Annotated in this window: 22 protein-coding genes and 1 pseudogene; 13 read left to right on the top strand and 10 right to left on the bottom strand. The window is 61.7% G+C overall.

Going from position 1 to position 26,917, the window contains the following annotated elements; genetic code table 11:
- Nucleotides 1–136: 136 nt before the first annotated feature.
- Nucleotides 137–769 (top strand): flavin reductase family protein, encoded by a 633-nt coding sequence (locus tag A462_RS15425; protein ID WP_008435502.1) that lies wholly within the window; start codon nucleotides 137–139, stop codon nucleotides 767–769.
- Nucleotides 770–910: 141 nt separating this feature from the next.
- Here A462_RS15425 and A462_RS15420 read toward each other — a convergent pair whose 3' ends face one another.
- Both A462_RS15420 and A462_RS15415 read right to left on the bottom strand, forming a co-directional pair.
- Nucleotides 911–1,159, bottom strand: a complete 249-nt coding sequence (locus A462_RS15420) for a hypothetical protein (RefSeq protein ID WP_003214132.1) — start codon at nucleotides 1,157–1,159, stop codon at nucleotides 911–913.
- A 43-nt stretch (nucleotides 1,160–1,202) separates the two neighbouring features.
- Nucleotides 1,203–1,544, bottom strand: coding sequence for an antibiotic biosynthesis monooxygenase family protein (locus A462_RS15415; RefSeq protein WP_003214130.1), 342 nt, complete (start codon nucleotides 1,542–1,544; stop codon nucleotides 1,203–1,205).
- Nucleotides 1,545–1,870: 326 nt separating this feature from the next.
- Between A462_RS15415 and A462_RS15410 the strand changes: the two genes are divergently transcribed.
- Nucleotides 1,871–2,800: an AraC family transcriptional regulator gene (locus tag A462_RS15410; RefSeq protein ID WP_003214128.1), complete on the top strand. Its 930-nt coding sequence runs from the start codon at nucleotides 1,871–1,873 to the stop codon at nucleotides 2,798–2,800.
- A 152-nt stretch (nucleotides 2,801–2,952) separates the two neighbouring features.
- Here A462_RS15410 and A462_RS15405 read toward each other — a convergent pair whose 3' ends face one another.
- The 4 genes from A462_RS15405 to edd form a co-directional block, all read right to left on the bottom strand.
- Nucleotides 2,953–4,422 (bottom strand): ATP-binding protein, encoded by a 1,470-nt coding sequence (locus tag A462_RS15405; RefSeq protein WP_003214126.1) that lies wholly within the window; start codon nucleotides 4,420–4,422, stop codon nucleotides 2,953–2,955.
- Complete coding sequence (locus A462_RS15400) at nucleotides 4,412–5,143, bottom strand: response regulator (protein WP_003214124.1); 732 nt, start codon at nucleotides 5,141–5,143, stop codon at nucleotides 4,412–4,414. The genes A462_RS15405 and A462_RS15400 overlap by 11 nt, the downstream gene beginning before the upstream one ends.
- A 154-nt stretch (nucleotides 5,144–5,297) precedes the next feature.
- Nucleotides 5,298–6,254, bottom strand: coding sequence for a glucokinase (locus A462_RS15395; RefSeq protein ID WP_008435504.1), 957 nt, complete (start codon nucleotides 6,252–6,254; stop codon nucleotides 5,298–5,300).
- A complete protein-coding gene (gene edd / locus A462_RS15390) occupies nucleotides 6,251–8,077 on the bottom strand; it encodes a phosphogluconate dehydratase (RefSeq protein WP_003214119.1) in 1,827 nt (608 codons plus the stop codon). Before edd ends, A462_RS15395 begins: the two co-directional genes overlap by 4 nt.
- A gap of 221 nt (nucleotides 8,078–8,298) precedes the next feature.
- Between edd and gap the strand changes: the two genes are divergently transcribed.
- The 8 genes and pseudogenes from gap to A462_RS35250 all read left to right on the top strand — a co-directional run bounded on the left by gap (nucleotide 8,299) and on the right by A462_RS35250 (nucleotide 17,305).
- On the top strand, nucleotides 8,299–9,300 hold the full coding sequence (gap, locus tag A462_RS15385) for a type I glyceraldehyde-3-phosphate dehydrogenase (protein WP_003214117.1): 1,002 nt from the start codon (nucleotides 8,299–8,301) through the stop codon (nucleotides 9,298–9,300).
- A 184-nt stretch (nucleotides 9,301–9,484) separates the two neighbouring features.
- Entirely contained in the window at nucleotides 9,485–10,003 is a 519-nt protein-coding gene (locus A462_RS15380; protein WP_008435506.1) for an RNA polymerase sigma factor, read from the top strand.
- Between the two features lie 61 nt (nucleotides 10,004–10,064).
- Nucleotides 10,065–11,033, top strand: coding sequence for a FecR family protein (locus tag A462_RS15375; protein ID WP_032899418.1), 969 nt, complete (start codon nucleotides 10,065–10,067; stop codon nucleotides 11,031–11,033).
- A gap of 117 nt (nucleotides 11,034–11,150) precedes the next feature.
- Complete coding sequence (locus A462_RS15370) at nucleotides 11,151–13,730, top strand: TonB-dependent receptor (RefSeq protein WP_008435508.1); 2,580 nt, start codon at nucleotides 11,151–11,153, stop codon at nucleotides 13,728–13,730.
- Nucleotides 13,731–13,861: 131 nt separating this feature from the next.
- Nucleotides 13,862–14,470 carry a biliverdin-producing heme oxygenase gene (locus A462_RS15365; RefSeq protein ID WP_003214109.1) on the top strand — a complete coding sequence of 203 codons (609 nt, stop codon included), beginning with the start codon at nucleotides 13,862–13,864 and terminating at the stop codon, nucleotides 14,468–14,470.
- A gap of 170 nt (nucleotides 14,471–14,640) precedes the next feature.
- Nucleotides 14,641–15,042, top strand: coding sequence for a YbaN family protein (locus tag A462_RS15360; RefSeq protein ID WP_008435511.1), 402 nt, complete (start codon nucleotides 14,641–14,643; stop codon nucleotides 15,040–15,042).
- 265 nt (nucleotides 15,043–15,307) lie between these two features.
- Nucleotides 15,308–16,447, top strand: a pseudogene (locus A462_RS35245) (PDC sensor domain-containing protein); the annotation flags it as partial.
- Nucleotides 16,448–16,549: 102 nt separating this feature from the next.
- Nucleotides 16,550–17,305, top strand: a complete 756-nt coding sequence (locus tag A462_RS35250) for a methyl-accepting chemotaxis protein (RefSeq protein WP_371103562.1) — start codon at nucleotides 16,550–16,552, stop codon at nucleotides 17,303–17,305.
- Nucleotides 17,306–17,454: 149 nt separating this feature from the next.
- Here A462_RS35250 and A462_RS15350 read toward each other — a convergent pair whose 3' ends face one another.
- Complete coding sequence (locus A462_RS15350) at nucleotides 17,455–18,018, bottom strand: NAD(P)H nitroreductase (protein ID WP_003214103.1); 564 nt, start codon at nucleotides 18,016–18,018, stop codon at nucleotides 17,455–17,457.
- Between the two features lie 139 nt (nucleotides 18,019–18,157).
- Here A462_RS15350 and A462_RS15345 point away from each other — a divergent pair, with 139 nt between their 5' ends.
- From A462_RS15345 to A462_RS15335, 3 genes are read left to right on the top strand one after another with little or no spacing between them, the layout of a single operon-like run.
- Entirely contained in the window at nucleotides 18,158–19,585 is a 1,428-nt protein-coding gene (locus tag A462_RS15345) for a di-heme oxidoreductase family protein (RefSeq protein ID WP_008435515.1), read from the top strand.
- Between the two features lie 31 nt (nucleotides 19,586–19,616).
- Nucleotides 19,617–20,681 (top strand): imelysin family protein, encoded by a 1,065-nt coding sequence (locus A462_RS15340; RefSeq protein ID WP_008435517.1) that lies wholly within the window; start codon nucleotides 19,617–19,619, stop codon nucleotides 20,679–20,681.
- Nucleotides 20,682–20,683: 2 nt separating this feature from the next.
- The gene (locus A462_RS15335; protein WP_008435520.1) at nucleotides 20,684–21,781 is read left to right on the top strand and encodes a DUF1513 domain-containing protein; all 1,098 of its coding nucleotides are present in this window, start codon (nucleotides 20,684–20,686) and stop codon (nucleotides 21,779–21,781) included.
- Between the two features lie 845 nt (nucleotides 21,782–22,626).
- Here A462_RS15335 and A462_RS15330 read toward each other — a convergent pair.
- Genes A462_RS15330 through A462_RS15320 form a run of 3 tightly spaced genes read right to left on the bottom strand, consistent with a single transcriptional unit; the run spans nucleotide 22,627 to nucleotide 26,916 of the window.
- Complete coding sequence (locus A462_RS15330) at nucleotides 22,627–24,024, bottom strand: sigma-54-dependent transcriptional regulator (protein WP_008435524.1); 1,398 nt, start codon at nucleotides 24,022–24,024, stop codon at nucleotides 22,627–22,629.
- On the bottom strand, nucleotides 24,014–25,792 hold the full coding sequence (locus A462_RS15325) for a sensor histidine kinase (protein ID WP_003216479.1): 1,779 nt from the start codon (nucleotides 25,790–25,792) through the stop codon (nucleotides 24,014–24,016). Before A462_RS15325 ends, A462_RS15330 begins: the two co-directional genes overlap by 11 nt.
- Entirely contained in the window at nucleotides 25,792–26,916 is a 1,125-nt protein-coding gene (locus tag A462_RS15320) for a GNAT family N-acetyltransferase (protein WP_008435526.1), read from the bottom strand. The genes A462_RS15325 and A462_RS15320 overlap by 1 nt, the downstream gene beginning before the upstream one ends.
- Nucleotide 26,917: the final 1 nt, after the last annotated feature.

Below are 26,917 nucleotides of genomic sequence, written 5' to 3' on the forward strand. Positions count from 1 at the left end.
CTGGCGCGCAGACTGACCCGGGAGCTGTGAAAAATAGGTGGGGGCTGTATGAAAATTCCATATGGATGATAGAAATCCGCCGCGCCGGATTGCACTATGGTGCCCTCCCCAGAACCGCGCAGCAGGAACCCCGGCCATGTCCGACGATATTCATTTCTACGAACCCGCCAACGGCCACGGCCTGCCCCATGACCCGTTCAATGCGATTGTCGGCCCGCGCCCGATTGGCTGGATTTCGTCACACGACAGCCAGGGCCGCCTGAACCTGGCGCCCTACAGTTTCTTTAACGCGTTCAACTACATTCCGCCGATCATTGGGTTTTCCAGTGTCGGGCGCAAAGACAGCCTGAACAACATCGAACAGACTGGCGAATTCGTGTGGAACCTGGCTACCCGCCCGCTGGCCGAGCAGATGAACCAGAGTTGCGCGCCGGTATCACCCGAGGTCAACGAGTTTGAATTGGCCGGCTTGACGCCGGTGGCTTCAAAGGTGATCGCCGTGCCTCGCGTGGCCGAAAGCCCGGTGTCGTTCGAGTGCAAGGTGACGCAGATCATTCAGCTGCAGCGCGCCGACAAGGAGCTGGTGCCAAGCTGGTTGGTGCTCGGCGAGGTGGTCGCGGTGCATATCGCCAAATGGCTGCTGAAAGACGGGGTGTACGACACGGCTGCCGCCCAGCCGATCCTGCGTGGAGGTGGCCCGGCGGATTATTTTCAGTTGGGGCCGGAAGCGCTGTTCAAAATGTACCGCCCAGGCGCCGCGCAACGCTGATTGGAACGAGATAAAAATGTGGGAGCGGGCTTGCTCGCGAAGGGGGCGTATCAGTCAATGCATATGCCAACTGATCCACCGCATTCGCGAGCAAGCCCGCTCCCACACAAGCCCGCTCCCAGATTTGGATCAGCGGTGTTTTTAGTTGGCGGAAGTTGCCCAAGAAAGCTGACCGTCTTCATCTACATCGACCAAGCGCTCCAGTTGCAGAGCTGCGGCATCGTCGGCGTCGGAGGCAGTCTTGAACGTCTGTCCATCGAGGATCTTGTGAAAGCGCGGTGCGCCCATGCCATCCAGCGCCTTGACGGCGATGGCGGCGCTATAGCCACCCTCTTCTTCACGCACCAAGGCGGAAACGGCTTCGTGGTGGGCAAACTCTTTACGTGCCATGTTGCAGGTCCTGGCCAATGGGAAAGGCGGCCATTCTAAAGCACTAGCCCGCCAGTTGCAGGTACTCGCCATAGGCATTGGCCGCCGAGGCGTCGGTAAAGGTCTGGAAGTCCATGCTGCGAACCACCATGTCATTCAACAACTCGGTGAAGACCATCAGCGCCGGCGAGCTGAAGTAGGCACTCATCGCCTGCTCGCTGCTCCAGAAGCCCGACACCAACCACACATCCGGGTCGGCCAGGGAGTGCTGCAACGAGAATTGCAGGCAACCCTGAGCCTGGCGGCCCGGTTCGATCAAACTGCTCAAGCGTGCACCCAGTTCGGTGCTGTACCCGGTACGGGCACGGATAAAGGCCATATGGCTCGCGGGAATGGGGGTGGACATGTTCGACTCTCCCGTTGAGAAGTGATGCTCGGCAAGCACTATGAGGGCGTGTTGCCACAGGATCAAAGATACGGGCGCGGGTGTGGATGCGGTTAGTCAATTCCTGCTGGCTTATTGCACAATCCTGCGAGATACGTAGATATAGCAATCGGCCTGCGAAGTTTATTCCCGGCATGACTGCCGTATTTCAGGGGCATGACAGGCCCCGGCTTGCCTGATTCACGATTTTTCGCAGGATCAGGCAAGGATTGTGCAGAATCGAAATACCGCTTTTTGCAAAGCCGCCCTTAAGCTGTGCCCATCGTCAAAGCACCAGAGGATGTCCCATGTCGTCGCCCGAACTTCGCTCCAAACCCCTCGACGCCGATATGGAAAAGCAGCGCGCAGAACTCGCCGGCATCGTTCGCCGGCATACCTGGGAGGATGGTTCCTACGGCACGGCGATCACGTCGCTGTATCTCAACCGCCATAACTCCCCGCGTGAATTCACGCCGGTGCTGGTTGAACCCGCGCTGTGCATCCTCGCCCAGGGCAGCAAGGAAGTGCGCCTGGCGGATGAAGTCTTCGCCTACGACCCGCTCAATTACCTGGTGTTTTCGGTAGCGATGCCGGTGGCCGGGCGCATCCTTGATGCCACGCCGGAAGACCCCAACCTGTCGATTCGGGTGAATATCGACCCGGCACAGATCACCGCACTGATTGCCGAAGCCGGGCCGATGGGCGTGCCCCCGCGCCCGACCTCCCGAGGGATGTATGTCGACCGCCTGGACAGCCAGCTACTGGACGCCGTGCTGCGCCTGACCCGATTGCTCGACGCACCAAAAGACATCGCAATGCTCGCGCCGCTGATCAATCGGGAAATTCTCTATCGCCTGTTGCGCGGTCCGCAGGGTTATCGGCTGTATGAAATTGCCGTCGCCAACAGTCAGAGCCATCGGGTGAGCCAGGCGATCACCTGGTTGAACGGCAACTACGAACAGCCCCTGCGCATTGATGACCTGGCCAAGGAAGTGAACCTCAGCGTCTCGACCTTGCACCACCGCTTCAAGGCGATGACCGCCATGAGCCCGTTGCAGTACCAGAAGCAACTGCGTTTGCAGGAGGCTCGGCGGTTGATGATCGCCGAGGGCCTGGAAGCCTCGGCGGCGGGGTATCGGGTGGGCTATGAGAGCCCATCGCAGTTCAGCCGCGAATACAGCCGGCTGTTTGGTGCGCCGCCGTTGCGGGATCTGGCCAGGTTGCGCCAGAGCGTCTAACCACGGTTATAACGCCGGATACTAATAATGTGGCGAGGGAGCTTGCTCCCGTTGGAGCGCGAAGCGGCCCCAAAAGAGGGGACTGCTGCGCAGTCCAACGGGAGCAAGCTCCCTCGCCACAAGTACTCAATCAGCTGCGGTATTGGTGGCGTTCAATCCAGGCCACGAGGCAGTTGCAAGGTCACCCGCAAACCGCCCTCCCGCAGATTCTGCAAACTCACTTCACCGCCATGGCTGTGGGCAATGTTGCGGGCGATGCCCAGGCCCAGGCCGTAACCCTGTTGCTGCCCGGCCAGGCGGAAGTGCGGTTCGAAGACCTGCTCCAGGCGCTGTTCCGGCACGCCCGGGCCTTCGTCGTCGACGTGGAGGATGAACTCCGCGCCATCGTCTTCAATGTGCAAATGGGCGTTCTGCCCGTACTTCAGGGCGTTGTCGATCAGGTTGCCGATGCAGCGCTTGAGCGCCAGCGGCTTGCCCGGGTACGTCGTAAGTGCCCGACCATGTTGGGTCACGCGCCCATTGCCGTTGGGCGCCAGGTACGGCTCCACCAGGCAGTCGAGTACGTGGTTGAGGTCCACCGGTTCGATGTTTTCGTGGATGTCGGTGTCCTTCACGCACTGCAACGCGCCTTTGACCAGCAACTCCAGTTCATCCAGGTCGCGGCCGAACTTGGCTTGCAGGTTCTCGTCTTCCAGCAATTCCACCCGCAACCGCAGGCGTGTGATGGGTGTGCGCAGGTCGTGGGAAATGGCGCTGAACAGCTGGCTGCGTTCGGTCAGGTAACGGCTGATGCGTTCGCGCATGGCATTGAACGCGCGGCCTACTTCCACCACTTCGCTGCCGCCGCCTTCGGCCACCGGCTCCACGTCGGCGCCCAGGGACATGTCCCGCGCCGCCCTCGCCAGGCGCTTGAGTGGACGGCTTTGCCAGTGCACCAACAGGCCGATAAACAGCAGCAGGAAGCCGCTGGTGAGCACGATAAACCACACCTGCTGGTATGGCAGGCCTTGTTCTTCGAGGCTGGTATAGGGTTCGGGCAGCAAGGAGGCAATGTAGAGCCATTCGCCCTGGGCCAGCTGGATCTGGGTGACCAACACCGGCGGATTCACCGGTTCCAGGGTCAACGCGTAATGCGCCCAGGAGCGCGGCAATTCATCGAGTTTCAAGCCGGCGTTGAAGATGCGCAGGTCTTCGGCGCTGACGAACTCCACCGAAACATGCACGTCGCTGCCCAGGGTCTGGCGCAACACTTCTTCGACAGCACCGAGCACTGCATGCTTGCGCGGGGTTTCCGGCAATACCGCCATGTCCAGGGGCTTGTCGTTGAGCGTCACCACAAACCGGGTACCGCCCATGCTGCGCAACTGGTCCAGTACCAACGGCCGGAAGGCCACCGGCAACGAGCGGAAATAACTGACGCTGGCGGTCATCGAATGCGCCAGGCTGCGGGCGGCGGTTACCAGGCCTTCAAGCTGGGTAGCGCGCAATTGCGAGACCCAGATCACGCTGGACAACGCCTGGGCAAACAGCACCGCCAACAGGGTCAGCAGTAACATCCGCCCCAGCAGCGAACGCGGTACCGGGATGCGCCGGCGCAGTTCACGCAGGCGCTCAGTGGGCATTGCCGGCAACCACGCTGGCTGCCAATTGATAGCCACTGCCGCGCACGGTGCGGATCAGCCGGGGTGGTTTTTCGGTGTCGCGCAGGCGTTGGCGCAGACGGCTGACGGCCATGTCGACAATCCGGTCCAGCGGCATCAGGTCGCGGCCACGGGTGGCGTTGCCGATGGTGTCGCGGTCGAGGATTTGCTGGGGGTGGTCGAGGAACAGTTTGAGCAGGGCAAAATCGGCGCCGGAAAGAATCACTTCCTCGCCGTCGACGTGGAACAGCCGGTGGCTGACCATGTCCAGGCGCCACTCGCCAAACACCAGCACCTCGCCGCCGCTGCGCTCCTGGCCAAACTGGCAACGCCGCAACAGGGCCTTGATACGGGCCTGCAGCTCACGGGGGCTGAAGGGTTTGCCGATGTAATCGTCGGCACCCAGCTCCAGGCCGATGACGCGGTCGGCTTCGTCGGAACTGGCGGTGAGCATGATGATCGGCACCTGGGCCTGGCGTGGGTGCTGGCGGATCCAGCGGCAGAGGCTGAAACCGTCTTCGTCCGGCAGCATCACATCAAGGATCACCAGGTCGCACGGCGCTTCGTTCATCGCCTGGCGGAACCCCGCGCCATCCGGCACGCCACGCACCTGGAAACCGGCGCGGCTGAGGTAGGTTTGCAGCAACTCGCGGATTTCCTGGTCGTCGTCGACCAGGAGAATGGATTTACTGATTACGCTCACGGGGTCCTCCTTGTTGTTATGGCCAAGCTTAAGTCATTTGTTGCCCTTGAGGCCGCCTTCGCGAGCAAGCCCGCTCCCACATTCGACCTCATTCATCCAGTTGGAATGGGATTGAATGTGGGAGCGGGCTTGCTCGCGAAGAGGCCATCACTGCCTACGCAAATGCCTGCTCAAGCGCCACACCAGCACCTGTCAACCCTGAATACGGTGCCGTCACCAGCCACACCGGAATGCCTTTGAAGTAGTCGCTCATGCAGCCCTTGTCGCCAAAACTCCTGGCAAAACCACTCTTGATAAAGAAATCGGCAAAGCGCGGGATCACCCCACCCACGATGTACACCCCGCCACGACCACCGGTGGTCAGCACGTTGTTACCGGCAACGCGGCCCAGCCAGATACTGAACTGGTCCAGCACTTCCAGGGCAATAGGGTCGCCCGCCAGGCCAGCGGCAGTGATGGCCTCGGGGGTTTCCAGAACCGCCTCGTGACCGTCCACCGCGCAGATCGCCCGGTACAACCTGGGCAAACCGCCACCGCTCAAGGCGGTTTCAGCGCTGACATGGCCGATCTCATTGTAGATGTGCTGCCACAGCTGGGCTTCACGCGGGCTGCTCACGGGCAGGTCGACATGGCCGCCCTCCCCCGGCAATGCCGCCCAACGGCCATTGCCGAGGTCGAGCAAGGTGCCGACACCCAGGCCAGTGCCCGGGCCGATCACCACCGCAGGGCGCAACGGCTCCGGCGTGCCTTCGCACACCACGCGGAATTCGTCGGGCTTCAGGCGGGTCATGCCCAGGGCCATGGCCGAGAAATCATTCACCAGCAGCAGCTCGTCCACCTGCAAGGTCTTGCAGAACGCAGTCTTGCTCAGGCGCCAGTGATTGTTGGTGAATTTAAATTCATCTCCACTCACCGGCCCCGCGACCGACAGGCACACCGCGCCAATCGAGCCGATGGCCAGGCCTTCTTCCTTCAGATAGACCTGGATCGCCTCTTCCGGGCTGGCATGATCCGCCGTCGCATGGACGCGGATCGAATGCAGCTCCTGATCCCGCCACAACGCAAAACGGGCGTTGGTACCACCGATATCACCGACCAGCGCTAGCTTCACTTAAGTGTCTCCAAGGCAGAGGTAAAGGCGCTGGCGCCCTGCTCTGCGGAGCTTGCAGCCAAACGCATAAACGCAAACAACTCGCGACCGGCCCCCACGTTATTGCCCAGAAGGCCCGTGGCAGGCGCGCGCGCGGCAAATTCTTCGGCGTCCACCTTAAGCTCCAAGGTGCCTTTGACGCCATCCACGCGAATGATATCGCCATCGCGCACACGTGCCAGTGGCCCGCCGCTCTGGGCTTCGGGGTTGACGTGAATCGCGGCGGGAATCTTACCCGAGGCGCCGGACATGCGCCCGTCTGTTACCAACGCCACTTTGAAGCCACGATCCTGCAACACGCCGAGGAACGGGGTCATCTTGTGCAATTCCGGCATGCCGTTGGAGCGCGGGCCCTGGAAACGCATCACTGCAACAAAGTCTTTTTCCAACTCACCGGCCTTGAACGCGTCGGCCAGGTCTTGCTGGTCCTGGAACACCACGGCCGGGGCTTCGACGATTTGATGTTCGAGGGCCACGGCGGAGACCTTCATCACACCCCGGCCGAGGTTGCCTTCCATTACCCGCAGGCCGCCTTCCGGAGAAAACGCACGGGCCACGGGACGCAGGATGGTTTCGTCGAGGCTTTCGATCGGGCCTTCACGCCATACCAGCTCGCCGTCCACCAGGAACGGTTCCTGGGTGTAGCGGCTCAGGCCATGACCGGCCACGGTGTTGACGTCGTTGTGCAGCAGGCCGGCTTCCAGCAGTTCGCGGATCAGGAACGACATGCCTCCCGCCGCCTGGAAGTGGTTGATGTCGGCCTTGCCGTTTGGATACACGTGGGACAGGGTCGGCACCACTTCGGAGAGGTCGGCCATGTCATCCCAAGTCAGGATGATGCCCGCCGACATGGCGATGGCCGGCATGTGCAGGGTGTGGTTGGTGGACCCACCAGTGGCGTTGAGGGCGATGATGGAGTTGACGATGGATTTCTCGTCGACGATCTCGCCGATCGGCGTGAAGCTGCCGTTGGCCTTGGTCAGGCGCGTGACCTGGTGCGCGGCTTCGCGGGTCAGGGCGTCACGCAGCGGCGTGTACGGGTTGACGAACGAGGCGCCCGGCAGGTGCAGGCCCATGACTTCCATCAGCAACTGGTTGGTGTTGGCGGTGCCGTAGAAGGTGCAGGTGCCCGGGCTGTGGTAGGACTTCATCTCCGATTCCAGCAGCTCTTCGCGGGTGGCCTTGCCTTCGGCGTAGCGCTGGCGCACGTCAGCTTTCTGTTTGTTGGAGATCCCCGACGGCATCGGGCCGCCCGGTACGAAGATCATCGGCAGGTGGCCGTAGCGCAGGGCGCCCATCATCAGGCCGGGGACGATCTTGTCGCAGATACCCAGCATCAGCGCGGCGTCGAACATGTTGTGGGACAGCGCTACCGCCGTGGACATGGCAATCACTTCGCGGCTCAGCAGGCTGAGCTCCATGCCTGGCTCGCCCTGGGTCACGCCGTCGCACATGGCGGGGGTACCGCCGGCGAACTGGCCAACAGAACCGACTTCACGCAGGGCCTTTTTGATTTGCTCGGGGAAATGTTCGTATGGCTGGTGGGCCGACAGCATGTCGTTATATGACGAAACAATTGCCACGTTGGCGGCGTTCATCATGCGCAGGCTGTTTTTGTCTTCGGTGCCACACCCGGCCACGCCGTGGGCAAAGTTGGCGCATTGCAGCTTGCCGCGCATCGGGCCGTCGCTGGCAGCGCCGCGAATGAGCGCAAGGTATGCCTCACGGGTTGCACGGCTGCGGGCGATAAGCCGTTCGGTGACCTCAAGTACGCGGGGATGCATGTATAGAACTCCAGGCTAACGGATGTGGCGACCTGAGTGTCTATGCTGGTCAAAAGCCCGCCGCGAAGAGGTTGGCAGGGTGTTGCTTGACCAATCGGACCAGTTGATTCAGGTCACTCGTTGTAGATTGAACAAAATATTGCCACTAAAAAGGCTTGTTTTCTATTTTTATGCGAATAATCTTGTAATTCTTACAACAAATCGACGACAGGCACCTTCCAATGACTCTACGTATCGCTATCAATGGTTTTGGCCGTATTGGCCGTAATGTCCTGCGCGCACTTTATACCCAAGGCTACCGTCAGGATTTGCAGATCGTCGCCATCAACGATCTCGGCGACAGCTCGATCAATGCCCACCTGCTTAAATACGACACCGTCCACGGTACTTTCGACGCAGAGGTCGCTCATGATCAGGAAAGCCTGACCGTGAACGGTGACCGGATTGCCGTGAGTGCCATTCGCAACCCGGCCGACCTGCCGTGGGCTGCGCACAAGGTGGACGTGGTGTTCGAATGCACCGGTCTGTTCACCGACCGTGACAAGGCCGCCGCCCATATTACCGCCGGCGCGCGCAAGGTGATCATCTCGGCCCCGGCCAAGGGCGCTGATGCCACCGTGGTGTATGGGGTAAACCATGACATTTTGCGTCAATCCCACCAGATCATCTCCAACGCTTCCTGCACCACCAACTGCCTGGCGCCAGTGGCCCAGGTGCTGCACCGCGAGCTGGGCATCGAAAGCGGCCTGATGACCACCATCCACGCCTACACCAACGACCAGAACCTGACCGACGTCTACCACACCGACCCGTACCGCGCGCGCTCGGCCACCCAGAACATGATCCCGAGCAAGACCGGCGCTGCCGAAGCCGTGGGCCTGGTGCTGCCGGAACTGGCAGGCAAGCTGACCGGCATGGCCGTGCGTGTACCGGTGATCAACGTGTCGCTGGTGGACCTCACCGTGCAACTGAAAAAAGAAGCCAGTGCCGAGCAGGTCAACGCGCTGCTGAAAGAAGCCAGCCAGCACTCGAAAATCCTCGGCTACAACACCCTGCCGCTGGTTTCCAGTGACTTCAACCATAACCCGCTGTCGTCGATCTTCGACGCCAATCACACCAAAGTGAGCGGCAAACTGCTGAAAGTGCTGGCCTGGTACGATAATGAGTGGGGCTTCTCGAACCGGATGCTGGATAACTGCCTGGCGCTGTGCAACGCCGAGTAATGCTCGGCCTGTAGGAGCGAGCTTGCTCGCGAAAAACGCAAAACCACCGCGTTTATTCAGGATGCCAGCGATATCGTTGACGCCCTTCGCGAGCAAGCTCGCTCCTACAGTAATCCAAAGTGCCACTTGCCATTTGCGTTGATGATAAGCATTATCATTCGCTGCAAATCGGTCTGGTATCACTGTGAGCCAATCTCGTTTCAACCAAGTCTTCCTCACCCAACGGGTGATTTTGCTGCGCACCTTGCAGCGGATGGTGAATAACCACAGCACCGCCGAGGACCTGTTGCAGGAAACCTACCTGCGCGTTACCCGGGCCCTGAGCGAACGGCCGATCGACCACCTTGAACCCTTTGTCTACCAGACGGCGCGCAACCTGGCGCTGGACCACCTGCGCGCCCGCAGGATTCAGGCCCGCACCCTGCAGGAAGATGTCCCGCTGGACGTCCTGCAAAGCGTCGCCTCCCCCGTCAGCCCCCCCGAAGACGCGACACAGGCCGAGCAATTGCTCGAGCACCTGAGTGTCAGCCTCGGCCAGTTGAGCGCCCGCCAGCAGCAGATATTCATCCTCAGCCGCCTGCACGGTTGCAGCTATCAGGAGATCGCCGACAAGCTCGACGTGTCCCTGAGCACCGTGCAGAAGGAACTGAAACTGATCATTGCCATCTGCATAGGTGTGGCCGAAAGACTGGATCGCCCTTAAGCTTTGGCGGCACAGTCTGTAGGACTCTTGATTAAAACGTGGCGAAGACCCGAGGAACACCGTGACGGAACCGAATCAACGGCACCCCCATGAGCTGGCTCATGAGGTGTTGCAAGACGCGGCCATGGACCAAGCCCTCGACTGGCTGATCGCCTTGCAGTGCCCGCAACCTGGGCAGCAAGCGGAATTTGAAGCCTGGCTCGCCAACGACCCGTTAAACGCCGAAGCCTTCATCAAGGCCCAGACTGCCTGGAGCGGAGCGCCCGTTCACAGCGCTGCCGTCGCCCTGAATGCGCCACGCAAACCCAGCGCCTGGCGCCGTATCAAACCGCACTGGAAGCCCCTGGCCACTGCCGCCGTGTTGCTGCTGGGCCTGTTCAGCTTCAGCAACCTGCCTATGCGCCTGCAGGCCGACCATCTGACCGTGGTGGGCGAGCGCCAGCGCCTGCAGTTGGACGATGGCTCGAAAGTGTTGCTCAACACCAATTCAGCCTTCTCCAGCAGCATCAAGGACCACCAGCGCATCGCCCGCCTGTATCAGGGCGAGGCGTTTTTCGAAGTGCTGCCCAGCCGTGGCCTGCCCCTGGAAATCGACGCCGGCCCGGTACGCGCCAGCGTGAGGGACACCTCTTTCGCGGTGCGCTACTTGAACGGTGAAGCCCAGGTTCAGGTACAGCGCGGTGATGTCGACCTGAGCAACACGTTTGACGACGCGCGGGTGCGCCTGAGCGCCGGTGAAAGTATCCGCATCGGGCCCAAGGGCTTCGGCCAACCGGCCAAGCTCGACACCACCAAGGACCTGGCCTGGGTCGACGGCCGGCTGATCTTCGAAAACTGCCCGATGAGCGAAGTGCTGGCCGAATTGCGTCGCTACTACCCCGGCTGGATCGTCAACAACAACGACAGGCTGGCCAGCGTGGCCGTCACCGGCAATTACCGGCTCGACCAGCCGCTCGACGTGGTGCGCTCCCTGGCCCACATCACCTCGGCCAAGCTCTCGGAATACCCGGCGCTGGTGATCCTGAACTAAATGAGAATTATTTTTACTCGATAGCCAGCGACGATACGTCTCGTTATAGCCAATGCAACTGATTCCTATTTGATTCAGTGCGCAACTATAAGATTCGTACCTTCCGGAGCGCTCTCGATGTCGTCTCGTTTCAACCGCCGGTCCTCTTCGCCCGTTCGCCGCCAGGGCTTGTCGCTGCTGACGGCCGCAATCCTGTTGGCCGGTGCGCCCGTCATGGCCGCCACCGCCGCCGAGCCTGCCAGCCGCAGCCAGGGCAATTACAGCTTCAGCATCGAGCAGCAATCCCTGGTCTCGGCGCTGAACGCCTTCACCGCGGTGACCGGCTGGCAAGTCGGCCTGCCGGCAGAACTGGGCCAGGGTGTGTCGTCCCCTGGCGTACGCGGCTCATTGCCGGCGGATAAAGCCCTGGACCGGCTGTTGGTGGGGACCAACCTGGGCTATCGCAAACTGGGCAACAACAACATCGTGCTGGAAAAACGCGTCGCCGTCGGCGCCATCACCCTGCAACAGATGACCATCAGTGCCACCCGCCAGGAACAGGCCGTGGACAGCGTGCCCAGCACCGTGACCGTGCACGACCGCGAAGAACTGGACCGCCAGAACGTCAACACCATCCGCGAACTGGTGCGTTATGAGCCAGGTGTTTCGGTGGGCGGTGCCGGCACCCGCTCCGGCAATGCCGGCTACAACATTCGCGGGATCGACGGCGACCGCATCTTGACCCAGGTGGACGGCGTCGAAGTCCCCGACAACTTCTTCAACGGCCCCTACGCCAAGACCCGCCGCAACTACGTCGACCCGGAAATCGTCAAGCGCGTGGAAATCCTGCGCGGCCCGGCCTCGGCCTTGTACGGCAGCAGCGCCATCGGCGGCGCGGTGAGCTACTTTACCCTCGACCCCAACGACATCATCAAGCCCGGGCAGGACTACGGCGCACGCCTGAAGACCGGCTACAGCTCCGCCGATGAGAGCTGGCTGACCTCCGGCACCGTCGCCGGTCGCGTGCAGGACTTCGACGGCTTGCTGCACCTGAGCCAGCGCAACGGTCACGAGATGGAATCCTACGACGGGAATAACGCCACCGGCCTGGCCCGCACCGGCGCCAACCCGGAAGATGCGCGCACCACCAACGTGCTGGCCAAACTGGGTTGGAACTACGGCGAAGACAACCGCCTGGGCCTGACCTACGAGAAGTTCAAGGACGATCGCGACACCAACCTGAAAAACGCAGTGGGTGGCCCGTTTGTCGGTGGCCAGGGCTTCAATTTCTACCGCGGCCGCACGGGCAACGACACCATCACCCGCGAACGCTTCGGCATCGAAAACAAGTTCGCCTTCGACTCGCCGATTGCCGATCACATCAAGACCAGCCTCAACTACCAGATCGCCAAGACCGACCAGACCACCGCAGAAATCTACCAGCCATCGCGCAAGGTATTGCGCACCCGCGAGACCCTGTACGAAGAGAAGCAGTGGGTATTCGACGCGCAGTTGGACAAGGCTTTCAGCATCGGCGAAACCGACCATGTCGTGACCTACGGCACCACCCTCAAGCAGCAGAAAGTCACCGGTTCCCGTGAGGGCGCCGCGACCTGCCTGGCGGTCGGCGCAGGCTGCACCGCCATCGGTGCACCAAGCCCGTCGGCCGCCGACAGCGTGAAAAAAGCCAGCGACTTCCCCGACCCGACCATCAACTCCTACGCGCTGTTTGCCCAGGACCAGATTGCCTGGGACAAGTGGACCTTCCTGCCCAGCGTCCGCTACGACTACATCCAGCTCAAACCCAAGCTGACCCAGGAATTCCTCAATACCGTTGACCCGACACGCATCTACGACCACAGCGATTCGGAAAAGAACTGGCACCGTGTAACGCCCAAGTTCGGCGTGACTTACGCCCTGACCGAGCAATACACCTGGTTCGGCCAATACGCCGAAGGCTATCGCACCCCGTCGGCCAAGGCCTTGTATGGCCGCTTTGAAAACCTGCAGCAGCGCTACACCGTCGAACCCAACCCGGACCTCAAGCCGGAAAGCAGCCGGGGCGTCGAAACCGGGATTCGCGGCAACTTCGACTCGGGCTCGTTTGATGTGGCGGTGTACTACAACAAGTACCGTGATTTCATCGACGAAGATGCCTCGGTTGCCGGTGGCACCGTCCAGCAGTTCGAAGCCAACAACATCAAGCACGCCACCATCAAGGGCGTGGAGGCCAAGGGCCGCTTGAGCCTCGACGCATTCGGCGCACCGCAGGGCCTGTATACCCAAGGCTCGATTGCCTACACCTACGGGCGCAATGACGACAACGGAGAACCGTTGAACAGCGTCAACCCGCTCAAGGGCGTGTTCGGCCTGGGCTATGACCAGCAGAACTACGGTGCCCTGGTCAGCTGGACCCTGGTCAAGAAACAGGACCGCGTCGACAGCACCACCTTCTTCGCCCCTGACGGCAACAGCGCCAACGGCCCGTTCAAGACCCCGGGTTTTGGCATCGTCGACCTGACCGGCTTCTATAAGGTCACCAACGACGTGACCATCAACGGCGGCCTGTACAACCTGACGGACAAGAAATACTGGAACTGGGATGACGTGCGCAGCTACGACAGCGTCGGCGAAGCCGGTGTGACCGGCCCGGCCAACCTCGACCGCCTGACCCAGCCGGGCCGCAACTTTGCGATCAACCTGATCTGGGACATCTGATCCATGGAGCCTCATCCCGGCGCAATTTAATCTGCGCCGGGGTGAGGATTTTTTACTGTGACGCGTCTTCTGGTTCGTCTAGTTCATAACAGCCTGGCAACCAGACGCTTTCTCTTCTCAAGGATTCCCCGATGACCGCCTCCCCTACCGCAGAACGTGCAGCCCTGCGCTCCCAGCGCCTGAACCAGATCACCAATGAACCGCACACCAAACTCGATGCGTTGGTGAAGGCCCATGCACCGTTTGAAACCCAGGCCAACTTCGCCCGCTTCGTGGTCGCGCAGTACCTGTTCCAGTCGGAGTTGGTGGCGCTGTACAACGATGCCGAGTTGATCAAGATCGTCCCTGACCTCGCTGAACGCTGCCGTGCCGAAGCGGCCAAGCTGGACCTGGGCGACCTGGACACCGAAGTACCGGCCCCGGTCGCCGGCGCGGTGAAAAACCCGAGCAAGGCCGAAGCCTTGGGCTGGCTGTTCGTGTCCGAAGGCTCCAAGCTGGGCGCCGCGTTCCTGATCAAGCGCGCCGTGGGCCTGGGTTTGAGCGAAACCTTCGGTGCCCGTCACCTGGGCGAGCCGGCAGGTGGTCGCGCTGAAGGCTGGAAGCGCTTCACCCGCACCCTCGACGCACTGGAATTCACCGCTGAAGAAGAAGCCGAAGTAGAGAAAGGCGCGATTGATGCGTTCGTGCGCTTCACCGTGTTGCTGGAACAGGCGTACGCTAGCGCCCCTGAACTGGCCTGATTCCCTGATTGGAATGCAATCAAATGTGGGAGCGGGCTTGCTCGCGAATGCCGTGGTTCAGTCACCAGATATATTGACTGAACCACCGCATTCGCGAGCAAGCCCGCTCCCACATTTTGATCCGGTTTCACTTTGAATCCTTCGTAAATCCATCCATGCAAACCGCACCCATGACCGGCAAAACCCAATCCTCATCCAAAATCGCCCGCGTCCTGTTCGGCCTGCTGGCCTACGTCAGCCTGGGCATCGGCTTGATTGCGATTGTGGTACCGGGCTTGCCCACCACCGAATTCATCCTGCTGGCCGCCTGGGCCGCCACCAAAAGCTCGCCGCGCCTGAGTGCCTGGCTGGAAAACCACCGGCTATTCGGGCCGATCCTGTTCAATTGGCGCAATGGCAAGATCATCGCCCGCCGGGCCAAAGTCAGCGCCACCGTGAGCATGCTGCTGTGCGCCGGCCTGATGCTGGTGATGCTCGACCACGGCTGGCCGATCTACCTGGCCATCGCCGGAATGAGCATGGGCAACCTGTGGATCTGGTCGCGACCGGAACGTCTCCCGCAACCCACCTGAAACCCCCCACTACCGCTCATCGGCTCCCGCTCATGAACTGCCGGCCCAAGCCGATGTTCCGGGCATAGCGCCGAATGGACTCGCCTGAGCTTGCATACTAATAAGTCCATTCGCGGGTACTTCTATGTTCGACACCCTCTCCATTCGCTTGAAAATCGTGCTGTTGTCCGGTCTGTGCCTGCTGGGGGTGATTGCCCTTGTTGTGGGCATGAACCTTTACCAGACCAGCCAGAACGATCAACTGATCAGCGATTCAAGCTCGCGAATGCTCACCGACAGTGTGCAGAACCTGCTGCAGGCCAAGGCCGCCGAGCAAGCGGTACAACTGCAAAAAACCTTCGGTGAAAGCCTGTTGGTGGTGACGGCCCTTGCCGACCAGATCAAGGACCTGCGCACTCTGGCCGGCAAGCGCTCGCTGGATGCCGGGGCCCTGCGTGAAGAACTCAACCACAGCCTGAAAACCGCCTTCGACCGCAACACCAAGGTGCTCGGCATCTGGCTGTCGTTCGAGCCCAACGCCCTCGATGGCAAAGACAGTGAATTCGTCAATGATGCCGCCCGTGTGTCCAACGAAAAAGGCCGCTTTTCCAGCTACTGGAGCCGCGCCGGCGGTGAAGGCCTGAACACCGTGATGGTCGAGGATGACCTGACCAAGACCACCCTCAACCTCAGCGGCACGCCCTACAACATCTGGTACACCTGCCCGCGGGACACAAAAAACACCTGCCTGCTGGACCCGTATGAAGACACCGTGGCCGGCAAGCCGGTGTTGATGACCACCATTTCCCTGCCCCTGCTGGTCGACGGCAAAGTGATCGGCGTGGTCGGTGTGGACCTCGCCCTCAATGCCCTGCAAGCGGCGACCGATGCGGCGCAAAAAGAACTGTTCAACGGCGCCGGAATTCTCGAAATACTGTCCGGTAACGGCTTGATCGCCGGCTACAGCGGCGAGCCGGCCAAAGTCGGCAAAAACCTGGTGGACACCCTCGGTGCCGAAGGCAAAGAGATCGTGCAACTGCTGGCCAGCGATACCCGCAAGATCCGCGAGGAGGACGGCACGATTCGCGCCGTGTACCCGGTCAAACCGATTGCCGACGCCAAATCCTGGGGCGTGGTGATCAAACTGCCCAAACAAGTGCTGCTGGCAGACTCGCTCAAACTCCAGGCGGTGCTCGACAAGGCCCAGGCCAGTGGCACCGTCAAGGCGTTGCTGGTAGGCGCAGCCGCCGGGCTGCTGGGCCTGTTGCTGATCTGGCTGACCGCCACCGGCGTGACCCGGCCGATCAACAGCGTGGCCGCCATGCTCAAGGAAATCGCCAGCGGCGACGGCGACCTCACCCAGCGCCTGGCCTACGGTAAAAAAGATGAACTGGGGGAACTGGTGAACTGGTTCAACCGCTTCCTCGACAAGCTGCAGCCGACCATTGCGCAGATCAAGCAAAGCATCACCGAAGCCCGTGGCACCGCCGACCAGTCCTCGGCAATCGCGCGCCAGACCAGCGAAGGCATGCAGGTGCAGTTCCGTGAGATCGACCAGGTGGCCACCGCCTCGAATGAAATGAGCGCCACCGCCCACGACGTGGCCAACAGCGCCTCCAACGCCGCCAGCGCGGCCCGCGGCGCCGACCAGTCAGCCCGCGAAGGCATGCAGATCATTGAACGCAGCACCCGCGACATCACCACCCTGGCCGAAGAAGTCAGCAAGGCCGTGACCGAAGTCGAAGCCCTGGCGGTGAACAGCGAGCAGATCGGCTCGGTACTGGAAGTGATCCGCAGCATCGCCGAACAGACCAACCTGCTGGCCCTGAACGCTGCGATTGAAGCGGCGCGAGCCGGGGAAAGCGGGCGCGGTTTTGCGGTGGTGGCCGACGAGGTGCGCAACCTGGCCAAGCGTACCCAGGACTCGGTGGAGGAGATTCGCCTGGTGATCGAGCGCATCCAGACTGGCACCCGTGGAGTGGTGGCGACCATGCATTCGAGCCAGACCCAGGCGCAGAACAACGCCGGGCAGATTCATCAGGCGGTGCAGGCCCTGGGCAAGATCAGCGATGCGGTAACGGTGATCAGCGACATGAACCTGCAAATCGCCAGCGCCGCCGAGCAGCAAAGTGCGGTGGCCGAGGAGGTCAACCGCAACGTCTCGGCAATCCGCACAGTGACCGAAACCCTGACCGGCCAGGCCACCGAATCGGCGGCCATCAGCAGCCAGCTCAATGCCCTGGCCAGCCAGCAGATGAAGCTGATGGATCAGTTTCGGGTTTGACCCGGGCTTGAAGCCAGTAAGCACCCAATGTGGGAGCGGGCTTGCCCGCGAATACGGTGGATCAGTCGGTATATGTATTGACTGACACACCGCATTCGCGAGCAAGCCCGCTCCCACACAAGCCCGTCCACATTTAGAGTCGCGGTGCCTTATTGACCCGTCCAGGCCGCCACAAACGGCGCGAGGTCTTCTTTCGGGGCCGTACGCGGCGGGTTTTGTGGGGTGCCCAGGTAGAGGAAGCCAATCACTTCCTCATCCGCCTTCAGCCCGAGGCCTTTGGCGACATGGGCCGAGTACGACAACTCACCGGTGCGCCACACCGCGCCGATCCCCTGGGCGTACGCCGCCAGCAGAATCCCGTGAGCCGCACAGGCCGCCGCCAGCAGCTGCTCGGATTTTGGCACTTTGAAATGTTCTTGCAGGCGGGCAATCACCACCACCACCAACGGCGCCCGCAGCGGGCCGTTCTGCGCCTTGTCGATCGCGGCCTGGGGCGCGTCGGCGTCCTGCAGGCGGGCGGCTTCGGCCAGCAGGGTGCCCATGCGCTCACGTGCCGCACCCTCCACCGTCAGGAAGCGCCAAGGGCGCAGTTGGCCGTGGTCGGGCGCGCGCATGGCAGCGGCGAACAGCAGGTCGCGCTGCTCCTGGGTCGGTGCCGGGTCCAGCAGTCGCGGCACGGAAACACGGTTGAGCAAAGCGTCGAGAGCCTGCATTGGCCACCTCCAGAGAAAAATGTGCGGTCATTCTAGCGGGAATGAATCGGATACCACCAAACGATAATTGCTCTTATTCAATCCGCCCTGCCCTGTTAGACTTTGCGGCCTTATTTTCAGCCTACGTTCAGGAAGACTGATGTCCCGTTCGCCCCTTCGCCTGTCTGCACTGTTGATGGCCTTGAGCCTGAGTGCCTGCGATGACGCCCCGCGATTCACCAAGGCCGAGCCTGGTGAAGCGCGTGCCGGTGGCGCGACCACGGTGAGGAAGACCGACCAGAACGCCTTCTCCCTGCCCTCGGCCAACCTGTCGCCCACCCGGCGCCTGGACTTCAGCGTCGGCAACAGTTTCTTTCGCAGCCCCTGGGTGATTGCCCCGTCCACCACCACTGCCCGCGACGGGCTGGGGCCGCTGTTCAATACCAATGCCTGCCAGAACTGCCATATCAAGGATGGCCGTGGGCATCCGCCATTGCCCGATGCGCCCAACGCGGTGTCGATGCTGGTACGCCTGTCGATTCCCGATGCGCCGCCCTATGCGAAGGTCATCGAGCAACTGGGTGTAGTCCCCGAGCCGGTCTACGGTGGGCAATTGCAGGACATGGCCGTGCCCGGCGTCGCCCCGGAGGGCAAGGTGCGGGTCGACTACACGCCGGTCAACGTCCGCTTCAAGGACGGCACCGTGGTCGAATTGCGCAAGCCTGCCCTGCAAATCACCCAGCTCGGTTATGGGCCGATGCACCCCGACACGCGCTTCTCGGCGCGGGTTGCACCGCCGATGATCGGCCTGGGGCTGCTCGAAGCGATCCCCGACGCCGACATCCTGCGCAACACCGACCCGAAAACCGCCGACAAGGAAGCCATCGTCGGGCGGGCGAATTGGGTCTGGGACGACGCGCAACACAAGACCGTACTCGGTCGATTTGGCTGGAAAGCCGGGCAACCGAACCTCAATCAACAAAATGTTCACGCGTTCTCTGGTGATATGGGCCTGACCACCTCCCTGAGACCGTTCGATGACTGCACCGATGCACAAGTGGCCTGCAAACAGGCGCCCAACGGCAATGGCCCGGATGGCGAGCCTGAGGTCAGCGACAACATCCTGCGCCTGGTGCTGTTCTACACCCGCAACCTGGCCGTCCCCGCCCGCCGCGACGTCAACGCACCGCAAGTGCTGGCCGGGAAAAACCTGTTCTACCAGGCCGGTTGCCAGGGCTGCCACACCCCGCAATTCACCACGGCGCCCACCGCCGCCGAACCTGAATTGGCTAACCAGGTGATTCGCCCCTACAGCGACTTGCTGCTGCACGACATGGGCGACGGCCTCGCCGACAACCGCAGCGAATTCAAGGCCAGTGGCCGCGACTGGCGCACGCCGCCGTTGTGGGGCATTGGCCTGACGCAAGCCGTCAGTGGCCACACCCAGTTCTTGCATGACGGCCGCGCCCGCAACCTGATGGAGGCCGTGCTGTGGCACGGCGGTGAAGCCCAGGCGGCGCAGCAGCATGTGTTGTCTTTTAATGCCGAACAGCGCGCAGCGTTGCTGGCATTCCTGAATTCTTTATAAGCTTTGTCCTAATTACAGAAGGGAGCTCGACATGTTCCGTCCCAAGTTGTTGTTCACCAGCCTGGCCGCCCTCGCCCTCGGTGCGTGCTCGCCCCAGGACCCGCAAGCGGTGACCTCGGCGGCCATCGCCAAGCAAGTGATCCTGCCGACCTACAGCCGCTGGGTTGAAGCCGACCGCCAACTGGCCGTCAGCGCCCTGGCCTACTGCCAGGGCAAGGAAAGCCTGGAGACCGCCCGCGCCGACTTCCTGCACGCGCAAAAGGCCTGGGCCGAGTTGCAACCGCTGCTGATCGGCCCGCTGGCCGAGGGCAACCGCTCGTGGCAGGTGCAGTTCTGGCCGGACAAGAAAAACCTGGTGGGTCGTCAAGTCGAGCAACTGGTGACCGCCCAACCACAGATCGACGCCGCCGCCCTGGCCAAATCCAGCGTCGTGGTGCAGGGCCTGTCGGCCTACGAATACATCCTCTACGACGCCAAGACCGATCTGGCGGACGAGACGCAAAAAGCCCGCTACTGCCCGTTGCTGGTAGCCATCGGCGAGCGCCAGAAACTGCTGGCCGAAGAGATCCTGTCGAGCTGGAACAGCACCGACGGCATGCTGGCGCAGATGACCAAGTTTCCTAACCAACGCTACGCCGATTCCCACGAAGCCATTGCTGACCTGCTGCGGGTACAAGTGACTGCACTGGACACCCTGAAGAAAAAACTCGGCACCCCGATGGGCCGCCAGACCAAGGGCATCCCGCAACCGTTCCAGGCCGATGCGTGGCGCAGCCAGTCGTCCCTGCAAAGCCTGGAAGCCAGCCTGGCTGCCGCCCAGACCGTCTGGGTCGGCGTCGACAACAAAGGCCTGCGCGGCCTGTTGCCTGCCGATCAAAAGCCATTGGCTGACAAGATCGACGCCGCGTATGCCGCCTCCCTGAAACTCTTCGCCAGCAACCAGCGTACGCTGAATGAACTGCTGGCCGACGATGCCGGGCGCCAGCAACTCAACGATATCTACGACAGCCTCAACGTGGTCCACCGCCTGCACGAAGGCGAGCTGGCCAAGGCGCTGGGCATCCAACTGGGCTTTAACGCCAACGACGGTGACTGATGATGCTCAGGCGACAGGCTTTGGCCCTCGGCAGCGTGCTGCTCAGTGCGATCACTTTGGGCGGCTGGACGCTGTTCAAGCAGAAGGGCAAAAGCCCGCTGCTGCTCTCGGCGCGGGATGACAGTGATGGCAGGCACTACGCCGTCGGCTTTCGCCTGGACGGCAAGCAGGTATTTGCCACCGAGGTCGGCCAGCGCTGCCACGACATCATCAACCACCCGACGCTGCCGATTGCGCTGTTTGTCGCCCGCCGGCCGGGCACCGAGAGTTACCTGATCGACTTGCGGGACGGGGCGCTGCTGCAAACCATCACCTCCAAGGCCAATCGCCACTTTTACGGGCATGCGGTGGTGCACAAGGATGGCGAGTGGTTGTATGCCACAGAGAACGACACGTCTGACCCGGGTCGCGGTTTGCTGGGTGTGTACCGGTTCGAGGGTGAGCGGCTGGTGCACACCGGGGAGATTTCCACCCATGGCATCGGGCCGCACCAAGTGTCGTGGATGCCTGATGGCGAGACGCTGGTGGTGGCTAACGGCGGGATTCGCACTGAGGCTGAGAGCCGGGTGGAGATGAACCTGAATGCCATGGAGCCGAGCCTGGTCCTGATGAAGCGCGACGGGACGCTGTTGAGCAAGGAGACCCTGGGCCAGCAGATGAACAGTGTGCGGCATATGGGGATTGCCAGCGACGGGACGATCCTCGCGGGGCAGCAGTTCATGGGGGCGTCTCATGAGCGTTCGGAGTTGCTGGCGATCAAGCGGCCGGGGCAGGCGTTTGTGGCGTTTCCGGTGGCGGATGAGCAGTTGCAGGCCATGGGGCATTACACGGCCAGTGTGGCGGTGCACAGTGAGTTGCGGCTGGTGGCGTTGACGGCGCCTCGGGGGAATCGGTTCTTTATCTGGAACATGGACAGCGCGCAGTTGCTGCTGGACGGGCCATTGCCGGATTGTGCCGGGGTGGGTGCGGTGGCTGATGGGTTTGTGGTGACTTCCGGGCAGGGGCGTTGCCGGTTTTATGATTGCCGGCAGGTGCCGTTGGTGGGCAAGCCGCTGGAGTTGCCGGCGGGGCTTTGGGATAACCATCTGCATCTGGTTTGATTGGGGGGCTGATTGGGGGCATATCCGTTGCTGCGGTTATGGCCGCTATTGGTTCCGCTYTTACAGCGGCTCACTTTTGAAMAGCGCAAAAGTAAGCAAAACGCTCTTGCCCCACCACTCGGCTCCTCGCYTAGGCTCGGAGTGCCCTCACTCCGGCTTTGGACCGTGGGCCGCCGTCATGGGCCATCCCTGGCCCAGGACGGCTAACCTGGCGTCCTGCCAGGTTACCCACGCTCCAAAGCCTGCGTTCGGCCAGCGTGGTTTAACGGGGCGCCTAAGATCAAAATCAAGATCAAAAGCAAGAGCACAGCGGCCTGAGAGCCGGCTTGAGTGTGGTGAAGCAAAGGCACAAGCCAAATCAAGAGCGGGCACGGTCAAATGTGGGAGCTGGCTTGCCTGCGATGGCATCAACTGGGTCTGCCTGATMCACCGAGGTGTCTGCATCGCAGGCAAGCCAGCTCCTACAGAAAAGCAGCTTTTGCCTTTGCTTCTAACACTCAGGTCGGCTTTCAGGCCGCCGTGCTYTTGCTTTTGATYTTGATCTGCGGGCCCCGTCAACCACGATGGCCGCAAGTAGGCACGGTGGAGCGGGTAAATCGGCARGGATGCCGATTTAGCCGCGCCGGGCCATGGATGGCCCGTCGCGGCGGCCCGCGGARCCGKGCCGGAGTGCGGGCATGCCGAGCCTARGCGAGGCACCGAGTGGTGGGGCAAAGACCTTTTGGTTACTTTTGGCTGGGCCGGCATTCCGGGCGTTTGCCAAAAGTGACCCGCTGTAAGAGCGGAACCATAAGYCGCCGTTACCTAAATAACGGATATGCCCCCAAGCAACCGCTCAGCGCCCCCTAGCGAACAATCTTGTCCACCTGAATCCCCAGCTTCTTCAACCGATACCAAAAACTGCGCTCGGAAATCCCGATCTTCTGCGCCGCCGCAGCCTGCACCCCGTTGCTCTCCTGCAACGCAGCCATGATGTAAGCCTTCTCCACCTCAGCCAGCGCCGCATCCAGATCCTGCGGCACACCCGGCCCGTTGCTGAGTATCGCGCCCACCCCATCCTCAGCAGGCGTCGAAGCAAACAGATACGCCGGCAAATCAATATCCTCGATCACCGGCGTCGCCGCGACAATGGTCGCCCGCTCCACACAGTTCTGCAGCTCACGAATATTGCCCGGCCAGGAATACGCCGCCATGGCCTGCAACGCCTCGGGGCTGAAACCGGTGATGCGTTTGCCCGCCGTGGCACTCAAGGTCTGGGCAAAGTGCCGGGCCAGCGGCGCGATATCTTCCACCCGCTCACGCAAGGCCGGCAGCGGAATCGGAAATACGTTCAAGCGGTAGAAAAGGTCTTCACGAAACTCTTTGTTCGCCACCGCATCCAGCAAATTCTTGTTGGTGGCAGCGATCACTCGCACATCCACCTTGCGCTCGCGCGGGTCACCCACCGGCTCGATCACCCGCTCCTGCAAGGCCCGCAGGATTTTCGCCTGCAACGCCAACGGCATGTCACCCACTTCATCGAGAAACAACGTGCCCTTGTCGGCCTGCATGAAGCGCCCGACCCGATCCGCCACGGCGCCAGTGAAGGCGCCCTTGCGGTGGCCGAACATCTCGCTTTCCAGCAAACCTTCGGGGATTGCCGCGCAGTTGACCGCCACAAACGGCTTGTCGGCGCGGTTGCCGTGCTTGTGAATGGCGCGGGCGACCATCTCCTTGCCGGTGCCGCTTTCGCCCGTCAGCAGCACCGTAGCGTTGCTGTCGCGCACCGAGTCCACGGCGTGCAGCACGCGGCGGAACGCCGGGCTGTCACCCACCAGGCTGTCGAACTGCGCATGTTCATCCAACTCGGCACGCATGCGCGCGTTGTCGCGCATGATGTCGCGAAACTGCAGGGCCTTCGCCACCGTGATGTCCAGCTCGTCGATATCGAAGGGCTTGGCGATGTAGTCGTAGGCGCCGTTGCGCATCGACTGCACCGCGTTCTTCACGGTGCTGTAGGCGGTCATCACGATCACCGGCAGTTGCGGGTAGCGCACCTTGATTTCCGCCAGCAGCGCCGGCCCGTCCATGCCGGGCATGCGCCAGTCGCTGATCACCAGGTCGATATCTTCCTGCTCCAGCACCTTGAGCGCGTGCAGGCCGTTGCCGGCGGTAAACACCTGGATCCCGCTCTGGCTCAAGGCCGACGAAAGCAAGTCACAGAGCTTGGGTTCGTCGTCAACTACCAATACGTTATGCGTCATCACCATCCTCATCATCGCCGTCGTCTGCACCCTGGGCCGGAATGTACAGGCTGAAGGTGGCGCCGGCATCTGTCTCGCTGACACATTCGATGCTGCCGTCATGACTTTCCATGATCGAGAACACTTTGGCCAGACCCAAGCCCGTGCCCGAGGCCTTGGTGGTGACGAATGGTGTGAAGATCCGCTCGATCATGTCCGGCGCAATGCCCTCGCCGGTATCGCCGATGCTGATCACCGTGTTGCCGCCCACGCTGTGGATGCCCAGGGTCAGGCGCCCGCCTCCGGGCATGGCGTCGATGGCGTTGAGAATCAGGTTCAGGCACGCCTGCTTGAGCTGCTTGGCATCGGCATAAATCGTCGCGCCGGGAGCCGCATCATCAATTTGCGCGTCGATGTTATGGGTCGCAAGCTCAGGCCCGCAGAAGCCGAGGATCTCCTCCACCACCGGGCGTGCCGCCTGCACGGTGCGCAGCGGCGCACTGGGTTTGGCGAAGTCGAGGAATTCGGTGATCAGGTCGTTGATCCGGCTGACTTCGCTGATCACATATTCGAGGTGACGCTTGTCGGTTTCCGGCAAATCGGCGCGGCGATGCAGCAATTGGGTGGCCGTCTTGATAATGCCCAGCGGGTTGCGGATTTCGTGGGCCAGGCCCATCGCGACTTCGCCCAGTGCATGCAGGCGGTCGCGGCGGCGCAGTTGCGCTTCCAGGTGATGCAACTCACCGAGGCGCTCGGTCATGTGGTTGAAGGTGCTGCTCAGTTGCGCCAACTCGTCGCCGCCGCTGACCGCCACACGGTGCTGATAGTTACCCGAGATCACCGCGCTGACGCCTTCGGACAGATCCCGCAATGGCCGGGTCAGGCGCTGGGACACCAGCATGCCCGCACCAAGGGACAACGCCGAGCTGAGCAGGAAGATCAACACGAACAGATTGCTCTGGTTCACCAGGCCCACCAGGCTGGTATGGCGCAGCAAGCCACTGAAGATCACCCCTTGCAGCTCGCCGGCATCGTTGAAGATCGGCCAGTACAAACCGCTGTAGTTGTTGGTGAATTGTTCGCTGGGTTGCTTGGTGCTGCGCAGCGCGGATTCGATACTCGAAGGAATCCGCGTGGGGTGATCGACGAAGCGCTGGGTGGAGAAAATCTCCGAAAACCCGGTGGGGTTGGCCAGGTACAAACGCAGGTCGAGGGAATGCACATCGGCCACGCTGGTCAGGAAACTGCTGTCCAGATAAGTGGCCACCAGCAGTTGATAATCGACGCCGTCCTCGCTGGTCTCGAAGGTGGACACCACAACCCCGGTGGTCACGCCACCCACCTGGACCGTCTGCAACACCGCATTACTGGCCAGGTTGATTTGCTTGACGATGTCATCGGCGGCGGTGGTAAACACGATTTTGTGGTCACTGCTGCGGATCAGCGCCACCACGTCGATGTCGGTGGCGGCGGCAATATCGGCGGTCAGCTTGTCGTGTTTCTCGGCCTGGCGCGACGACGGCGGTTTGGTATAGCGCAGGAACAGTTGGGCAACCCGGGCGTTGTCGTGGAGGATGTCGCCGATCTCGTCCTTGACGATCTTGGTCGACTCCTGCAGCCAGATGCGCACGTTGCTGTCGAAGATCTGCGACAACGTCGTGGCGGCCAGCTCCGCCGCGATCATCGTCGGAATTACTGTCACCAGCCAGAACGCCAACACCAGCTTGCGCTGGACGCTCCAACGCGAAATGGCAAAGGGGCGGGCTTTTTGGCGGGTCTTGTTGATCATCAGGTTTCGCTTATCGCAGCAGCCATGGCAGGGTCGGATCGATCCGGTCGGAGAAACACTTTTGCAACGAACAGCGCACGGTTGACCAGCCAGTTACGGTGGCGGAAAAACATGCTGTTACCCTGGAACTCGCAGCCCAGCAGCAACTTGCTGGCATAGCCGGCCTGACCACATTCATATAATGCAATATCGTTGCGAATACAGTAGTCGATGTTGGTTAACCAACTGCGCACCGCCAGGCTGTATTCGCGACTGTAGTCACTGTCTTCGCCGAAAAACTTGTCAATCAGGCGATCCTGGTTCAACAGGATCAGGTTGAACGCCACCAGTTGCTCGTCCACCCAATAAAGCACACAGACCGCACGTTCCTGCAGCTGTTCAAGGATACCGGTGAAATAGCCTGCCGGCAGTCGCTCGAACTGCAGGTCGGAGCGTTCCAGGGTGGCCTCATACAGCGCCATGATGCGCGGCAGTACGTCGTCGATGTTGCGTCGCCACTCGACACGCGGCCCCGGCGCACGCAGTTTGCGACGCAGGTCCTTGCGGGTGGCTTTGTCCAGGGAACCGAGGTAGGCGTCCACTGAACCAAAAGGGATCGGCAACAAGGCCGTTGGCAGGCTGGGCATGCTCTGGAAACCCGCGCCAAGGCAGCTGTTTGACCAGCCTTCGTCCCTGGTCGGTGCATCCTTGACCGCCACCAGCCCGACGCCGAACGTATCGGCATCCTGGCGCGCGGCAGCGAGCAATTGCGCAAGCAGAGCCTCGCGCCCTGATTCGGCAACGTGGCTGGCGATGCCCGCATTGCACTGCTCCGCCACCGGCGAGCCGATGGCATACAGGCCCAACTTCAAAACACCCGGCCACAGTCGCTCCAGGCGCTCGGTAAAGCGCTTGCCTACGCCTGACACGGTGGTGTCCAGGCGATACCGCGTGATGAACGCCGGCGCGACCGCCACCAGCCTTGCATCGTCAAACACCGCGAGGTAGCGCCACTGAAAGTCATCAATAGCGGCGTTTTCCACGGCCACGTAATAGTCCCAATCCTCCAGGGCATCGGGAAAACAGTCGTTCCAGGCACTGCGTTCGATGGCCCGAATGGTCGAAAAGGCTTGGGCGGTGATCACG

Origin of the sequence: Pseudomonas sp. Ag1, from assembly GCF_000278565.1 — a bacterium.
Taxonomy (GTDB): domain Bacteria; phylum Pseudomonadota; class Gammaproteobacteria; order Pseudomonadales; family Pseudomonadaceae; genus Aquipseudomonas.

Bases quoted from the DNA above. Each gene is read 5' to 3' on its own strand.
- A462_RS15420 (WP_003214132.1), bottom strand. From the start codon at position 1,159: ATGGCACGTAAAGAGTTTGCCCACCACGAAGCCGTTTCCGCCTTGGTG.
- A462_RS15325 (WP_003216479.1), bottom strand. From the start codon at position 25,792: ATGATCAACAAGACCCGCCAAAAAGCCCGCCCCTTTGCCATTTCGCGT.
- A462_RS15370 (WP_008435508.1), top strand. From the start codon at position 11,151: ATGTCGTCTCGTTTCAACCGCCGGTCCTCTTCGCCCGTTCGCCGCCAG.
- A462_RS15415 (WP_003214130.1), bottom strand. From the start codon at position 1,544: ATGTCCACCCCCATTCCCGCGAGCCATATGGCCTTTATCCGTGCCCGT.
- A462_RS15410 (WP_003214128.1), top strand. From the start codon at position 1,871: ATGTCGTCGCCCGAACTTCGCTCCAAACCCCTCGACGCCGATATGGAA.
- A462_RS15335 (WP_008435520.1), top strand. From the start codon at position 20,684: ATGCTCAGGCGACAGGCTTTGGCCCTCGGCAGCGTGCTGCTCAGTGCG.
- A462_RS15365 (WP_003214109.1), top strand. From the start codon at position 13,862: ATGACCGCCTCCCCTACCGCAGAACGTGCAGCCCTGCGCTCCCAGCGC.
- A462_RS15350 (WP_003214103.1), bottom strand. From the start codon at position 18,018: ATGCAGGCTCTCGACGCTTTGCTCAACCGTGTTTCCGTGCCGCGACTG.
- A462_RS35250 (WP_371103562.1), top strand. From the start codon at position 16,550: ATGCAGGTGCAGTTCCGTGAGATCGACCAGGTGGCCACCGCCTCGAAT.
- A462_RS15360 (WP_008435511.1), top strand. From the start codon at position 14,641: ATGACCGGCAAAACCCAATCCTCATCCAAAATCGCCCGCGTCCTGTTC.
- A462_RS15405 (WP_003214126.1), bottom strand. From the start codon at position 4,422: ATGCCCACTGAGCGCCTGCGTGAACTGCGCCGGCGCATCCCGGTACCG.
- A462_RS15345 (WP_008435515.1), top strand. From the start codon at position 18,158: ATGTCCCGTTCGCCCCTTCGCCTGTCTGCACTGTTGATGGCCTTGAGC.
- gap (WP_003214117.1), top strand. From the start codon at position 8,299: ATGACTCTACGTATCGCTATCAATGGTTTTGGCCGTATTGGCCGTAAT.
- A462_RS15425 (WP_008435502.1), top strand. From the start codon at position 137: ATGTCCGACGATATTCATTTCTACGAACCCGCCAACGGCCACGGCCTG.
- edd (WP_003214119.1), bottom strand. From the start codon at position 8,077: ATGCATCCCCGCGTACTTGAGGTCACCGAACGGCTTATCGCCCGCAGC.
- A462_RS15340 (WP_008435517.1), top strand. From the start codon at position 19,617: ATGTTCCGTCCCAAGTTGTTGTTCACCAGCCTGGCCGCCCTCGCCCTC.
- A462_RS15330 (WP_008435524.1), bottom strand. From the start codon at position 24,024: ATGACGCATAACGTATTGGTAGTTGACGACGAACCCAAGCTCTGTGAC.